This window comes from Marinicella marina, assembly GCF_030065545.1.
Classification (GTDB): domain Bacteria; phylum Pseudomonadota; class Gammaproteobacteria; order Xanthomonadales; family Marinicellaceae; genus Marinicella; species Marinicella marina.
In genome coordinates, this window is sequence record NZ_JASJNC010000010.1 from 11,527 (window position 1) to 26,170 (window position 14,644).

The following is a 14,644-nucleotide window of genomic DNA, read 5'->3' on the forward strand; positions in this document are numbered from 1 at the left end:
ATAGTTATAATCATCTTATTTTCAAGCAGAAAAACATGAATATAACACCTGATTTGAGGCTACCACTGTGAACTTGGTTTGGTTTCGAAACGACCTCAGACTGGCTGATCACCCCGCGCTAACACATGCCACCAAAAACAACGAAAATGTGTTGGCATTGTATATATTTAACCCAAAACAACACCAAGTACATGGCGAGTCGCCGCAAAAGTATGAATTTATCAAATCTCATGTGAAAGATTTGAGAAAAAGGTTAAAAAAAATCAACATTGAATTGTTGGTAAAATCTGTACCCACATTCAATGATGTACCTGCTGTTCTTGCCACAGTGGTTGAACAGTTTGATATTAATGCAGTTTATTTTAATCGCTCCTATTGGTTGAATGAAATCCAACGTGATAAGGCGGTCATCAAGCAACTTCAAAACAGTGAAATTGAGGTCCGTCAGTACCATGCCAATTACCTCTTGCCTCCAGGCACAGTAACCAAAGACAATGGCGAAATGTACCATGTCTTCACACCATACAAAAACAAATACATCGAGCGTGTCAAAGCAGATTATGAATTACCATTGAGTATTCCTGGTGAGTTAACTGATAACAAGGATTTATCGGCTCAGGTTGAGTCAGAATCAATTTTACTTGAAGCAATCAACCTGGATGATCATTTGTCTCAGCTGTGGCCCATTGGTGAGGCAGCAGCTAATGAACGCCTGAAAGCGTTTGTTGCTGATAATGATTATGATGATGAAAGAGATTATCCTGCCATCTCTGGAACCAGTGGTTTATCGCCTTATTTTGCCTTGGGTGTGCTCAGCGCCAAACAAGGCTTGGCCCATGCATTAAAACAACATAATGAAAAAGCCTTCAGCAGCACTTGGGTTTCTGAGCTTGTTTGGCGAGATTTTTATAATGACTTACTGACCACATATCCCCAGTTGGCCAAACACCAAACTTTCAAGAGTGACGCGGTTGATGAATGGCGGGATGATGATGAATTGTTTGAACAATGGCAGCAAGGGAAAACCGGTTTTCCGATAGTTGATGCTGGTATGCGTCAGTTAAAACAAGAAGGCTGGATGCATAATCGAGTGCGCATGATTGTGGCTTCATTCCTGACTAAGTTATGTTTGATTGATTGGCGCAAAGGTGAAGCGCATTTCATGGCGCATTTATTGGATGGTGATTTGGCATCCAACAATGGTGGTTGGCAATGGTCTTCAGCCACAGGCTGTGATGCGGCACCGTATTTCAGGATTTTTAACCCAACAACTCAATCAAAAAAGTTTGATCCCGATGGTACTTACATCAAAACCTACGTCAAGGAATTGGTCGATGTTGATGTAAAGAAAATTCACGATCCAGATAAATCCACCAGGGATGAGTGCGGCTACCCTCAACCTGCCATCGATTACAAACAAGCCAGAACAAATGCACTGGACTGGTTCAAAGCACGCAAATAACATCCAAACCCATATGCCAAAGGAATTCGTGTGCCCAAACGCATGATCCCACGTTAAGGGAGAACTGTTAAAAGTTCTCCCAATTTAATTGAATGATTCGTGTAGGTTTTTACTTAAAGAATGTCAACAACAAGTAAGCTGCCAATATGACCACCACCCACAGCACCATACTGCCAGCTGGGTGATTACTTGATATCATGCCATTGAGTTTACTGTTTTTCTCAGACAAGAAATTGATACCCCAATTGATTCCACCCGAAATGAATCCGGCTGCTGCCGCATATACACGACTGATCATGACGATGGTTGGTTTAATGATGGCAGGCATCAAACGTCGGTAAGTCCAATCAACATCAAGGTTGGTTGATGGCAATTCTGGTGGGTATAAATTTTTCAAGTTTAACCAAACAAAGGCCAAGGCAGAAAAGAACAATAATTGGGTTTGTGCCAATATGTGCGTGGCATCGTATGGGTTGTAGCCAGTGTCATATGGCAACAATGAATACAAGGCCGCAGGGTATACACCAATACCGACACACAATGCTGCGGCTATTGACATAGCAATAATCATATTGGTTGGTGGATCTGAAGCACGCAACCCTGAATCATGCGCAAAGAAGGCGAAGTAAGGGATTTTGATGCCCGCATGGTGAAACACCCCGGCAGAGGCAAACAGCAACATCAACCAAATCCAATCAAAACCGTTTTCCAAGGCCGCTGTCATCACCATCGATTTACTGACGAAGCCACTAAATAATGGAAAGGCCGAAATAGATGCCGCACCCACAATACAAAGCACTGTGGTTTTGGGCATGGTTTTATATAATCCACCCAAGTCAGAACCATTGATGCGACCAGTCATCTTTAACACGGCACCCATGGACATAAACAACAGGCCTTTAAAGATGACATCATTGAAGGCGTGAGAAACTGCACCATTGATGGCCAGCGCGGTACCAATACCTACACCAACAACCATAAAACCCACTTGGTTGATCAAACTGTAAGCAAGTACGCGTCGTAAGTCATTTTCTATCACTGCAAAAAATATTGGGAAACAGGCCATGGCTGCGCCGATGTAAACCAGCAGTTCAGTTCCAGGATAGCCGCGAGCAAGGGTGTAAACAGCCACTTTGGTGGTGAATGCACTGAGGAAAACCGTACCGGTTACCGTGGCTTCAGGGTAGGCATCAGTAAGCCAGTTATGGGCCACTGGAAAGGCGCATTTGATTCCAAATGCAATGAATATCAGCCAACCAGCGATGCCATTTAGACCGATGAACTCAAAGGCCAATGTGCCATGTTCGGCTTGGTAAAACAAAGTCCCAACCAATAAAATCACACCTGAAAGTACCTGTACTATCAGGTAACGCATACCCGCTTTGTAAGCGCGTTCAGTGCGACGGGCCCAGATCAAGAAAACTGAAGTGAATGCCAGTAATTCCCAAAACACAAACAGGGTCAATAAATCACCAGAAAAGACCGCTCCCAAACCGCTACCAGCATACATCATGGCAGCCACTTGTTGTACGGTATCTTTCACATGTAAGGCGTAAATGATGGCCAAAAAGGCCGCAATATGAAACACATAGCCAAACATCACACTCAGTTTATCCAATCGATATGGCGTCAGTTCATAGCCTAAGAAATTGAACTGCAGATGTATGCCCTCAGGCACCATCCACAAATGAATGGCACTCAGTACAGGTATCAAGACCATGATGGCGCCACGCAATGGACCACGAGTCACTGCTGCCAAAACAGCACCGATGAAGAAAGGTACGAACGGCGGTATCTCAAGCATCCACATTATGATCACCTTTGGTTACTTGGTTGTCGGGTTTGATGTCAGGATTTTCTAATTTGTCATAATAGTCCTCGTCACGCATGAGAAAAGTGCGCATCCATTTGGCGACAAAAACCAAAACGACACAGCCAACGAAACCATACAAGGGGTAAAAGCCCCAGAGCTCCTCCCAGCTGTGGTAAGTGTGGCGATGAATCACAAAGTCAAGCAACAACAAAACAATGCAACAGACATAAAAACCATTCAATAAGCGTTTGACGTTTTTGGGGTCATCAAACAGGTATTTTTTATTATTTTCCATAAGCTGCCTCTGCAGTTGAAAAGACTGAAGTTACTAATTCGTAGAGTGGTTGTGGGTAGACAAACAAAACCAAACATATCAAGGCGGTCAATGACAAAGCCAGTAAAGAAGGCAAAGGCGCTTCTTTGATTTGAATGCCTTCACGTGACATTTTCTCTTTTGGTACAAAAGCCCGGAAAGGAATCGGCAGCAGGTAAGCGATGTTCAACAAAGAACTGATCATCAATGCCGCCATCAAAAAGTATTGAGCACTGTCTAGTGTGCCCACCAAAAGGAACCATTTACTCCAAGTGCCGCCGGTGGGAGGCACGCCAATGATACTCAAACTACCAATGAAGAAGGCCGTCATGGTGATAGGCATTTGCCATCCTAAGCCGTGCATTTCGCTGATTTTAGACTTATGTGCTGCCACCAAAATGGCGCCGGCACAAAAGAATAGGGTGATTTTGCCAAAGGCATGCATGGCAATGTGCATCGAGCTACCAATGATGCCAGCTGAAGTGGCCAGTAAGGCACCCATGGTGATGTAACCCAATTGACTCACCGTGGAATAGGCCAAACGTGCTTTGAGGTTGTCTTGGCGCATGGCTATCAAAGATGATAACAAAACAGTGATGCCTGCCAAATAGAGTAAAAATTGGGTACTGGGTAAAATCGCCAATAAGTCTAAGCCAAAAATAAACAAGCAAACTTTGATAATGGTGAATACACCGGCTTTCACCACAGCCACAGCATGTAACAGGGCACTGACAGGAGTCGGTGCCACCATGGCAGCTGGTAACCAACGGTGGAAGGGCATGATGGCTGCTTTACCGATGCCAAAAATAAACAGCACCAAGATGGCGCCTGCGATAACAGGATTGACATCAGCAGCAAAGACACCGCCTGCGGTGAAAGTCAAAGTGCCAGCCACAAACCATGTGCTGATGATGGCAAACAGGAAGAACACAATAGAAGTGCTGAGTAAGATGCCTAAATAAACCCGACCACCGGCTTTGGCTTTATCGGTGCCTGCATGGGTCACCAAGGGGTAAGTTGATAGGGTCAAGACCTCGTAAAATATGAATAAAGTGAACAAATCTGCGGCAAAGGCCACACCCATAACGCCACTTATAGCAAAAGCAAAAAAGCAGAAGAAGCGGGTTTGGTTTTGTTCGTTGTGATCGCGCATGTAACCAATGGCATAAACAGTTGTCACCAACCACAAGAAACTGGCAATCAAAGCAAACAGCATGCCGAGGGGTTCAATCGAAAAATTGATGCCCAAGCCAGGCACCAATTCAACCCATTGGGCGCTGATGACTTCGCCTTGGGTAACGCCGTGGTAAAGGTTGATTACCAAATAAAATAAGATCAAGCCAATACCAATTGAACATGCTTCGCGCAAATTGGGCTTGTTCCTGGTAATCAATATCAACGGAATGGCCAACAAAGGCATGACCACGGCAAGTTGTAACATGGTCTGGTAAGAGAGCATCATGGGGCAACTCCAAATAAACTTTGCGCTGCAGACTGCGCCACTTCGACACTTAAACGCGTGTCAATCCCAAAATATAAGTTGGCAAAAATCAATACCCAAACCGGGATAAGGATGGAATAGGGGGCTTCTTTGATCGTGCCAGCCTCGTGTACAGGCGGTTTAAAGTAGGCGGCTTCAACGATTTTCCATAGGTAGATGATGGCTAATAGTGAACCAAGCAGGATTAATAAGGCCACATGCCACCAACCATTTTCAATCACTGCCAACACCAGATACCATTTACTGACAAAACCAACTGTCAGCGGCACGCCGACCAAGCTTAATCCACCAACTACAATAGCAGCCATGGTCAGAGGCATTTGTCGGCCTAACCCATGGAACTGATTGAGCTGTACACTGCCGATGCGGTACATCACAGCAGCCAAGGCCAAGAACAAGGCACTTTTCATCAAAGCATGGTTGAATAAGTGAATCAAGGTAGCGGTCAAACCCAAAGCACTACCGACACTGAGTCCAACAATCATATAACCCACTTGAGCGACACTGGAATAAGCAAATATGTGTTTGACGTTATTCTGATAAATGGCGGTCATTGAAGCAATGAAGACACCCAATAATCCCAGCAACAGGAATAATGTTTGCAGTGGTAGAGTGGTGAATGAGAAGGACAGCCCAAAGATTGAGAAGGTAAAGCGAATTAACAGGTATATCGCTACCTTAGTGGCAGTGGCAGCAAAAAACGCGGTGACGATTGATGGTGCATAGGCATAAGCATTGGGCAGCCATAAGTGCAATGGAAATAAGGCTAACTTCAAACAAATGCCGACCACGGTAAAGGCAAAAGCAACAAATACCGTCCGAGTTTCAGCCACCTCAGGTAGACGTTGGGCCAAATCATTCATGTTCAGCGTACCAGTCATTTGATACATCAGACCAATACCAATCAGAATAAATGTCGCACCAACCGTGCCCATAATCAAATACTGGTAAGAGGCCCACAATGCACGTCGATCTTTACCCAATGCAATCAAGGCGTAAGCCGATAATGATGAAATTTCCAAAAACACAAACACATTGAATGCATCAGCTGTGGCCACAATGCCGAGCATGCCCGCCAATGATAACAAATAGAGCATGTAAAAGTAGCTTTGGCGGTAAGACTCAAGTTCTTTTTCAATGCTGGTCTGAGCGGCCACCAATACGATGGTGCTGATAGCGCTTATGATTAACAGCAAATAGGCATTCAACTGATCAATGCGATACTCAATGCCCCAAGGTGGCTGCCAACCCCCTAATTCATAAATAATGGTGCCGGAGGTCAGTACTTGCTGTAATAACAAGGCACTGATCAGCAAGGTTAATGCGGAAGCAAGCAAAGAAAACAACCACACCGCTTTGGGGTATTGTTTTAAGAACATGCACAAAGGTGCCGCGATCAGTGGCACAATTACTTGTAAAATCGGTAAATGTAAAGTCACGATTGATTGTCTTGTTTTTGAATGATTTCTTCTTCAATGCTGCCATACGCTTCATTGATGCGCATGGTCAAAGCAAGGCCCAATGCTGTGGTAGCAATACCCACCACGATGGCGGTTAGAATCAGAACATGAGGTAAAGGATTGGAGTAAACCGAAGTGTCAGCCGCTAAAATTGGCGCGCTACCACCTTCGACTTTAGCCACACTGATGTAAAAAATAAACACTGAAGTTTGGAAGATACTTAAACCAACCAATTTTTTGATTAAATTGCCATGAGCAATGATGATGAAGAAGCCCAACATCATTAATGCCACAACAATCCAATAGTTGTATAGACCTATTAACACGTTATGCTCCTTGGTTGTTATCAGTTTTTTTGACCGGCACTTGGCGACCGGCAAAATTAAAGAAAATGATGGTCATCACCGCAGTCACAGTCAAGCCCACCCCCAACTCAATCAGAATGATGCCCAGGTGTTGGCCAGCTATGGGGTCTTCCATCAAGACGTTATAATCCAGGAAGGTGCCGCCATTGAGGAACGAGACCATGCCGACACTGCCATACAATAAAACACCAATAGCAGCAATCAACCGCACCCAAGCTTGGTTGATGACTTGACGTGCCGTGTCCAAGCCAAACAGCATGGAATATAAGATAATGGCAGCAGCAAATATCACACCCGCTTGAAAGCCACCTCCAGGCCCATAATCACCATGAAATTGCACGTACAAAGCAAAAATAAGAATAAAAGGGATTAAAATTTTGGCGACGATACGCAAAACCATGTGTTCTTTGTGCATGGTTTCATTGATGGCATCAATGTCCGCATCTTCCTCGCGCCTGGCTGGTCCTGATAGCAAAGCCAAGATGCCAATGCCAGCAGTAAAAATCACCACCACTTCACCAAAAGTATCAAAGGCCCTATAACTGGCTAATACCGATGTCACGATATTAGGTATGCCGATTTCCTCGAAAGAGTCATCAATATAGTGTGCCGTGGTTTCATTCAACTGTGCAGGCGCTTGGGCTGAACCAAAATAAGGCATATCAAAGGTGCCATAAATCAGCAATCCGCCAGTGACCAAAACCACCACCAAAGCCAGCCATGGCTTGTGTCTGACAGGGCGTTCATAGCGTCCAGTTTTGGCAATCACCACCAACATCAGTAAGGTGGAAATGCCTGCACCCACTGAGGCTTCAGTGAAGGCCACATCCACCGCATCCATGGCGACAAAAAAACTTGCAGTTAACAAACCGTAAATACCTGCGAGCATGGCGACAGTAAATAAATCCTTCATCCACACAATGGCAATGACCACAGCAACCAGAAAAGACAGTAGAACAACGTCGATAATTGCTTCCATTATTTTATCTCCTCTTCATCTTTAAGTTCTTTAACCAGTGGCTTGAGCCCGCTGCGTATGGCTGCTTTTGCCAGTGCGTGACTGGCGGTTGGGCCGATCAACAAAATCAATAGCAAGATGGCGACCAACTTGAACACCACCAGGGCTCCGGGGTTCAATAACATCAGACCAACCAATATCAATGTGGTGGCCAGTGTGTCAGTGATGCCCGCTGCATGCATGCGGGTGAAGAAGTCTGGGAAGCGTATCAGGCCTATACCACCTGTAAGAATCAAAAAACTGCCTAAAAGTAAACAAATGCCACTGGCTATAGCTAAAAACATATCCATTATCGACGCTCCTCAGGGTGATTTTCAGGTTCTTGAAAGCCAATGGATTTAGAAAACCTCAATACCGCAATCACACTGATGAAATTAATCAAAGCGTATACCAATGCGATGTCTAAAAATTCCGGTCGACCCATGGCAAAACCCAGTAAAGCAATCATCAAAACCGTTTTGGTACCAAACATGTTAACGGCTAAAATGCGGTCATAAAAAGTGGGGCCGGCAATGGCACGTATGATAGACAATACCATTACTACGAAGATGGCGATGATGGCTGCAGTAATCATGACTTCTCCAAACGACATATTCGTCGATCCATCTCACCTTCATCGAGCGCTTCGATGTCTTCTTGCATCAAAGCATGAACTAAAATTTCATCATCATTCAGGTCAATCGCCACTGTGCCGGGTGTCAGGGTTATTGAATTGGCATAGATGACCCGACCGACATCAGTGGTTTGATTACTTTTGATGGTTTTTAGGGCCGGTTTGATGGTTTCTTGGCCCAGCCAAACGTGTTTGACCACTTTGATGTTTGACAGGATAATTTCTTTGATTAACCACGTGTAATATGAGGGTAGTTTGGTGGTTAGTTGCATCAAAGGTTGCGTTTCGTGGTCAAGTACATCCATGCGGTAGGCCAGGTAAACCACAAAAATGACTGACAACGCGCCCAAGGAAAGCAACAAGGCATTGTAGTGACCAGAATTTGCCAGCCAGAACAATGCCAATGTAATTGATAAACTTATAGTTTGTCGCATCAATACTCCGAATGTTGTTATTTTCAACCCCGTCATCATTGGATTCAGGGGCAATCAGTTTCACTTTGTTGGCAGCAGTTGTGCCGTGTAAGTGCGTTGATTGATTTAAGAAATTTTTCAACTTCAAGTGGTCATTATTGGTTTGTTTTTTTGATTCAAACAACCACTTCGTTATGAAAATAGTTCGGCGTATTTTACTCACTTTGGTGGTGATAGTAAATTGTCTCTGAACAATTGCTGAGCAAAAACAACTTATCACAGCAAATTAGTCTGACGATGTGTTAGCCAGTGAGCATTAACTTGGCATCCCAAGCGGCTATTTTTTAAGTTACAATGAGCGCACATAATACGGAAAAACATCGATGAATTTTAAAAAAACCATATGGATATTGTTATCATTTTCAGCAGCCCAGTTCGCAGCGGCGGAGGTGATTGGTTTTGAAGTGGGGGTCAACCATTGGAACTTTGATACCAGCGGCAGCATCAGCGACCCGCTAGATACTGCAGCCCAAGCCAAAATCAATTTTGAAGACAACAATGAACTCAGCGTTTTCGTAACTTTAGAGCATCCCGTACCGTTTTTGCCAAACATCAAAGTACAACAAAACCCATTGACAGCAAGAGGCGCAGTGCCCTTGTCATCGCCTGATTTTCTGGGTGGCGAGGTGGTGATGGCCAGAGGGGCCATTGATTTATCACACAGTGATTTGATTTTATACTATGAACTATTAGACAACTGGATCAATTTGGATTTGGGTTTAAGCGCCAAATACTTTGATGGTTACAGTCGCATTCAGTACGAAGATTTGATTGATGATGAGGCCAATTTCAAAGAATGGATTCCGATGCTTTATGGTAAAGCACAATTTGAATTACCATTCAGTGGCTTTTCGGCAGCAGCCTCATTGGAGGCTTTGACATTGGATGACAGTGAAGTGATTGATTTAGATCTGGCGCTGAAGTACAGACATAAACTAGGCTTAGGCGCAGAGGTGGGTTATCGCATGCTTGATGTGGACATACAAAACAGCAGTTCATTTCGGGGTGATGTGAAAGCCGATGGTGTGTATTTGGGTGTGCATTTAGATTTCTAAAAAGCGGCTTGAGGATATAATTGTGACCTCAGCCAATAAAAGCAACTGATCAAAGGTGCTTTGTGGTTACAATAAATGTCTATGTAAGACACAATAAAGCAGCATGAACAACGAACTTTTTAAACCAACCATCGACCTGATCCACCAACGTTTAGGTAATCACTGGGTGTTGGGTACACCTTTGGGTATCGGGAAACCCAATCCATTGATTAACGCAATTTATCAACATGCGGTGGAAAATCCGGCTTTGAACTTAGAAATTTTCACTGCTTTATCTTTGGAAATTCCACACGGTAATTCACTGCTGGAACGTCGCTTTTTGCAATCATTCTCACAGCGCTTTTTTGGTGACTATCCAGAACTCAATTACATCGATGCTGTAAAACACAACCGTTTGGCTGCCAATATTTCGGTTCGTGAATTTTATATGCAATCAGGCAAAATGTTGCGTTCAAGAACAGCACAGCAGAACTATGTCAGTAGCAATTACACCCATGTTGCCCGGGACATGGTTGATCAAAAAGTTAACTTGATTCTGCAAATGGTGGCAGTCAAACGTGATGAAGCCGGCGTGCGGTACAGTCTCAGTTGTAACCCAGATTTGACCTTGGACATCACTCGAATAGCTGAGGAAAAACAACAGCCAAGACCACTCATCGTAGCGATGGTAAATGAATCATTGCCTTTCTTGGGTGGACAAGCTGAGTTAGATGCCAGTTATTTCGATGTCATCATTGATGAACCGGCACATTATTTTGAGCCTTTTGCTATGCCAGCCCAGCCAATCAATGCCACTGACTATGCCATTGGCTTATTGGCCAGCACCTTGCTCAAAGACGGTGGTACGTTACAGATAGGCATAGGTTCATTATCTGATGCATTGGTTTACAGCACACAACTGCGTCACCAGAATAACTCAACTTATCAAGATTTGCTGACCCGATCAGGTATCACCACCAAGCATGCATCATTGATTGAAACAGTGGGAGAAACAGGCCTTTTTGAGCAGGGTTTGTATGCTGCCAGTGAAATGTTTGTAGAAGGTTTTGCGCACTTGTTCGATGCCGGCATTCTGACTCGAAAAGTGTACCCTGATGCTGAGATTCAAGACCTCGTTAATCAGAAAGTGTTGGATGAAAAGGTCAATGCCGGGGTGTTAAAGCTTTTGTTGCAACGAGGCATTATTGATGCACGTATGACACAGCGACAATTCAGTAGATTACAGAAAATAGGTATTTTCAAAGCCGAATTAAGTTTTGATAAGGGTATCATCAAAGCCCCAAATGGCGTTCAATTCCATGCGGATTTACATGATGATGCCCAGATTAGTGATATCGAACAGACATGTTTGGATCAAAAGTTAAAAGCAGGTGCTGTTTTGCACGCTGCCTTCTTTATGGGCTCTAAACGCTTTTATGCTTGGCTCAGAAACCTTGATACCGAACAGCAAAAATTATTTCAAATGACGCCAGTGAGTCAAATCAATGAACTTTATGGTGGCGAAGCATTGGACCGAGTACAGCGCATCAAAGCCCGTTTTGTAAATACTTGCATGAAAGTAGATTTGTTGGGCGCTGCTGCATCTGACACCCTAGATAATCATCAGGTGGTCAGTGGAGTGGGTGGCCAATATAATTTCGTGGCAATGGCCCATGCATTGGCAGACAGTCGCTCAATTTTGATGTTGCGCAGTGTACACAATGGGCGCAATACGGTCGAATCTAACATCGTTTGGAAATATACCTATTGCACCATCCCAAGGCACTTGCGTGACATCGTTATCACTGAATATGGCATCGCAGATTTGCGTGGGCAATCTGATGAAACCTGTATCAAGCGAATGATTTGTATCGCTGACAGCCGTTTTCAAGAGTCTTTACGGGCCCAAGCAGTGGCACAGCATAAGCTCAGTGCATCATGGCAAGTGCCAGATGCATTCAGACATAACAACCCTGAACGCATCAAAATACAATTTGAACAATTCCAACAACAAGGCTATTTTCCCGCTTATCCATTCGGTGAGGACTTTACCGCCGATGAAAAGACCATTATTTCAGCGCTTAAATGGCTGAAGGTCAATACCCGCAATAAGTATGCGACTTTGAAAACCATCAGCAAAGCATTGTTTGCCAAAGCCAGTGCTGCTGAACGGCCTTACTTGGCCATGATGGGTTTGTCAGACGGGGCCGATTTTAAAGAAAAACTGTCAGCGAAACTATTGGTGTATGCGCTCAAACACACCCGTACTTAAGCTGTTTTGGGTATTGCTTTTCATCATGACTGATGCCAGCAAAGCCGAACCGCTGATGATTGCCCATGCTGGTGGAGGCTTTCAAGGTGTCGCCTACAGCAACTCCATTGAGGCACTTGATAACAGTTACCGTCAAGGTTTTAGGTACATTGAGATGGATTTTTCTTGGACCAACGATGGACAGTTGGTTTGTTTGCATGATTGGGATAAAACCTATAAAAAACTTTTCAAACAAAAAACCAAAGCGCCTTTGAGCCGCAAAAAATTTGAGCAAATGGTTGCCCAACACCCGACTTTTCGTTCATGTACTTTGGTAACTTTGGTTGACTGGTTGGCAGATAAGCCGCAGGTAAGAATCATCACTGACATCAAAGACGACAACCTCATAGGCATTACACATATCATTGCTCAATACCCTGAAATAAAGGACCAGCTGATTCCTCAGTTTTACCAGCCAGAGGAATACAATGTTTTGAAAAAAAAGGGGTTTGAAGATTTAATCTGGATTTTGTATCAATACAAAGGCAGCAAACAATCGGTGCTTGATGAAGCTGAAAATATGGATTTATTTGCGGTGTCAATGCGTTCTCGACAAGCCAAAAGTCGCACTTTGCAAAAACTGCGCCAAGGTCACCGTATTTTTGTTTATACCATTAACAAAAAAAGCAGTATAAAGCGCTTGTCTGATAAATACGGTGTATCTGGTTTTTACACGGATTTTTTAGTCGCTGAATAAGAGCTTATCTGCTACAAACCATGCCCGCAGTACTTGCTTCACTTTATCGGCACCAAACAGGCTGAAAATCAAAGAATATAAATTACCAAAAAGCCCAAATAAGTGCCCAAAGCGTTACCCAATGTGCCTACTAAAATAGCAGGAAGTACCAGTTCTTGACGTTTGAAAGTCTCTGCCAAGGCGATGGCAGTGGTGCCGCCACCGATGTTGGCTTGGCTGACTATTGCAATCATTTGCCAATCACGATACAACAACCCACCCAGTAAGGTAATCACCACACCATGCAGTAGCACCGCCAGTGCGGTAAAAGCCAATAAGGTAAGCCCCAAATCTTTCAGCGCCACTACCGCAGAAAGTTCACAATGTGCACCTATCACCGCCAAGAAAATAAACACCAAATACAAGCCCAAGTTATGACTGCCTTTGAGCTTCGAGACAAATTGGGTTTGTGCCAACAGGATACCCATGGTTGATAAGGTCAGGATTGAAGGCACCTGTGGCACCATCATTTTGAACAATTCGGCCAAGAAAAAACTGCCAAGGCCTAAAAATAGCAGCCACATCAAAGACTCTAAATCAATACTTTCATCACCAGGGTGTGCAGTTGATGAGGCAGCAGTGACAGCCTTGTTGTGGTCATTTTTTTTACCTGGCCAAATGGCATTCAATAGCACGGGCATGGCCAAAGTGACCATGATCCAGAGTGTAGTTACCACATTATCAACCGCGATTACACCCGCGTACAGCGCGCCTTTCTCTTGAAAGCCAAACTCCAATGCCACCGCATTAAAATTAACACTGCCACCGGTGTAAGTGCCGGTGAGCATACCAGCAATGATTTCACCGTCAGCTCCAAAAACGCCACCTGGGCTCAGTAATGTCCAAGCCAACAAAATACCCAAAGTGGTGGCCATGGATCCGAGTAAAAACAAACCAATCATCGGTAATCCAGCTTGTTTGATTGAGCGGATATTGACATTGAGTAACAAGTAGAAGATGGCAATGGGTGCTACGTATTTGAATATGCCCGAATACAGTGGAATGCCATTGGATGCTGATGGAATGATTTTCAAATTGGCCAGGATGGCAGCAATGAGAATCACCAACAATGCGGCCCCGACCTTTTTGCCCCAAACAGTCTTACCACCATAAACCGCCAGAATCACTGTGAAACAAATGACGGTTAAAACATATATGGGGTTGTTGGTAAATGCCATGGTCAATCGCTAAGCCTTTAAAATTACAGTTATATAGATCGATTCTTTCTATTTATAAACTTTGATGTAAAAAAAGAATTAATCGAATTAAATTAACTGTTATATCAAACTAAACGGTTTGACACAGCAATTATTTAAGCACCGAACTTAATTGTAAGTACTTTAATCCCTAGATAAGATTCCTATGAGTTTCCAAGCTGGAACTTGTGAACCAGTAAAAAATCGCACTTTGCAAAAACTGCGACAGGGGCATCGTATTTTTGAATATACCATCAACAGAGAATCTGCTTTGCTAAAGCTGCAGAATAAATATGGGGTTTCAGGGTTCTATACAGATTTCTTGAAGTTATAACTTGTCCTATTTATA

At 43.8% G+C, this 14,644-nt stretch carries 14 protein-coding genes; 4 read left to right on the forward strand and 10 right to left on the reverse strand.

Annotation, left to right across the window (positions count from 1 at the left end; genetic code table 11):
- Positions 1–67: 67 nt before the first annotated feature.
- Positions 68–1,462, forward strand: a complete 1,395-nt coding sequence (locus tag QNI24_RS13990) for a cryptochrome/photolyase family protein (protein ID WP_267177526.1) — start codon at positions 68–70, stop codon at positions 1,460–1,462.
- A gap of 109 nt (positions 1,463–1,571) precedes the next feature.
- On the opposite strand, the gene QNI24_RS13995 is transcribed toward QNI24_RS13990, so the two are convergent.
- Genes QNI24_RS13995 through QNI24_RS14035 form a run of 9 tightly spaced genes read right to left on the reverse strand, consistent with a single transcriptional unit; the run spans position 1,572 to position 8,979 of the window.
- A complete protein-coding gene (locus tag QNI24_RS13995; protein ID WP_283708758.1) occupies positions 1,572–3,272 on the reverse strand; it encodes a Na(+)/H(+) antiporter subunit D in 1,701 nt (566 codons plus the stop codon).
- Positions 3,259–3,570, reverse strand: coding sequence for a hypothetical protein (locus QNI24_RS14000; protein ID WP_267177528.1), 312 nt, complete (start codon positions 3,568–3,570; stop codon positions 3,259–3,261). Before QNI24_RS14000 ends, QNI24_RS13995 begins: the two co-directional genes overlap by 14 nt.
- On the reverse strand, positions 3,560–5,050 hold the full coding sequence (locus QNI24_RS14005) for a monovalent cation/H+ antiporter subunit D family protein (RefSeq protein WP_267177529.1): 1,491 nt from the start codon (positions 5,048–5,050) through the stop codon (positions 3,560–3,562). Before QNI24_RS14005 ends, QNI24_RS14000 begins: the two co-directional genes overlap by 11 nt.
- Entirely contained in the window at positions 5,047–6,528 is a 1,482-nt protein-coding gene (locus QNI24_RS14010; RefSeq protein WP_267177530.1) for a monovalent cation/H+ antiporter subunit D family protein, read from the reverse strand. The genes QNI24_RS14005 and QNI24_RS14010 overlap by 4 nt, the downstream gene beginning before the upstream one ends.
- The gene (locus QNI24_RS14015) at positions 6,525–6,875 is read right to left on the reverse strand and encodes a cation:proton antiporter subunit C (RefSeq protein ID WP_267177531.1); all 351 of its coding nucleotides are present in this window, start codon (positions 6,873–6,875) and stop codon (positions 6,525–6,527) included. Before QNI24_RS14015 ends, QNI24_RS14010 begins: the two co-directional genes overlap by 4 nt.
- Before the next feature lies 1 nt (position 6,876).
- Positions 6,877–7,893 (reverse strand): Na(+)/H(+) antiporter subunit B, encoded by a 1,017-nt coding sequence (locus tag QNI24_RS14020; protein ID WP_267177532.1) that lies wholly within the window; start codon positions 7,891–7,893, stop codon positions 6,877–6,879.
- Entirely contained in the window at positions 7,893–8,222 is a 330-nt protein-coding gene (gene mnhG / locus QNI24_RS14025) for a monovalent cation/H(+) antiporter subunit G (RefSeq protein ID WP_267177533.1), read from the reverse strand. Before mnhG ends, QNI24_RS14020 begins: the two co-directional genes overlap by 1 nt.
- Complete coding sequence (locus QNI24_RS14030) at positions 8,222–8,506, reverse strand: MrpF/PhaF family protein (RefSeq protein ID WP_267177534.1); 285 nt, start codon at positions 8,504–8,506, stop codon at positions 8,222–8,224. Before QNI24_RS14030 ends, mnhG begins: the two co-directional genes overlap by 1 nt.
- Entirely contained in the window at positions 8,503–8,979 is a 477-nt protein-coding gene (locus QNI24_RS14035; RefSeq protein WP_267177535.1) for a Na+/H+ antiporter subunit E, read from the reverse strand. Before QNI24_RS14035 ends, QNI24_RS14030 begins: the two co-directional genes overlap by 4 nt.
- Before the next feature lie 362 nt (positions 8,980–9,341).
- On the opposite strand from QNI24_RS14035, the gene QNI24_RS14040 reads away from it, so the two are divergent.
- The 3 genes from QNI24_RS14040 to QNI24_RS14050 all read left to right on the forward strand — a co-directional run bounded on the left by QNI24_RS14040 (position 9,342) and on the right by QNI24_RS14050 (position 13,060).
- Positions 9,342–10,073, forward strand: a complete 732-nt coding sequence (locus QNI24_RS14040; protein WP_267177536.1) for a TIGR04219 family outer membrane beta-barrel protein — start codon at positions 9,342–9,344, stop codon at positions 10,071–10,073.
- A gap of 103 nt (positions 10,074–10,176) precedes the next feature.
- Positions 10,177–12,324 (forward strand): acetyl-CoA hydrolase/transferase C-terminal domain-containing protein, encoded by a 2,148-nt coding sequence (locus QNI24_RS14045; protein WP_267177537.1) that lies wholly within the window; start codon positions 10,177–10,179, stop codon positions 12,322–12,324.
- Entirely contained in the window at positions 12,299–13,060 is a 762-nt protein-coding gene (locus QNI24_RS14050; protein WP_267177538.1) for a glycerophosphodiester phosphodiesterase family protein, read from the forward strand. Before QNI24_RS14045 ends, QNI24_RS14050 begins: the two co-directional genes overlap by 26 nt.
- A gap of 68 nt (positions 13,061–13,128) precedes the next feature.
- Here the strand turns inward: QNI24_RS14050 and QNI24_RS14055 are convergent, their stop codons facing one another.
- Entirely contained in the window at positions 13,129–14,277 is a 1,149-nt protein-coding gene (locus QNI24_RS14055; protein ID WP_267177539.1) for a DUF819 family protein, read from the reverse strand.
- Positions 14,278–14,644 lie beyond the last annotated feature (367 nt).

Bases quoted from the DNA above. Each gene is read 5' to 3' on its own strand.
- QNI24_RS14045 (WP_267177537.1), top strand. From the start codon at position 10,177: ATGAACAACGAACTTTTTAAACCAACCATCGACCTGATCCACCAACGT.
- QNI24_RS14055 (WP_267177539.1), bottom strand. From the start codon at position 14,277: ATGGCATTTACCAACAACCCCATATATGTTTTAACCGTCATTTGTTTC.
- QNI24_RS13995 (WP_283708758.1), bottom strand. From the start codon at position 3,272: ATGTGGATGCTTGAGATACCGCCGTTCGTACCTTTCTTCATCGGTGCT.
- QNI24_RS14035 (WP_267177535.1), bottom strand. From the start codon at position 8,979: ATGCGACAAACTATAAGTTTATCAATTACATTGGCATTGTTCTGGCTG.
- QNI24_RS14005 (WP_267177529.1), bottom strand. From the start codon at position 5,050: ATGATGCTCTCTTACCAGACCATGTTACAACTTGCCGTGGTCATGCCT.
- QNI24_RS14030 (WP_267177534.1), bottom strand. From the start codon at position 8,506: ATGATTACTGCAGCCATCATCGCCATCTTCGTAGTAATGGTATTGTCT.
- QNI24_RS14050 (WP_267177538.1), top strand. From the start codon at position 12,299: ATGCGCTCAAACACACCCGTACTTAAGCTGTTTTGGGTATTGCTTTTC.
- mnhG (WP_267177533.1), bottom strand. From the start codon at position 8,222: ATGGATATGTTTTTAGCTATAGCCAGTGGCATTTGTTTACTTTTAGGC.
- QNI24_RS14040 (WP_267177536.1), top strand. From the start codon at position 9,342: ATGAATTTTAAAAAAACCATATGGATATTGTTATCATTTTCAGCAGCC.
- QNI24_RS14020 (WP_267177532.1), bottom strand. From the start codon at position 7,893: ATGGAAGCAATTATCGACGTTGTTCTACTGTCTTTTCTGGTTGCTGTG.
- QNI24_RS14000 (WP_267177528.1), bottom strand. From the start codon at position 3,570: ATGGAAAATAATAAAAAATACCTGTTTGATGACCCCAAAAACGTCAAA.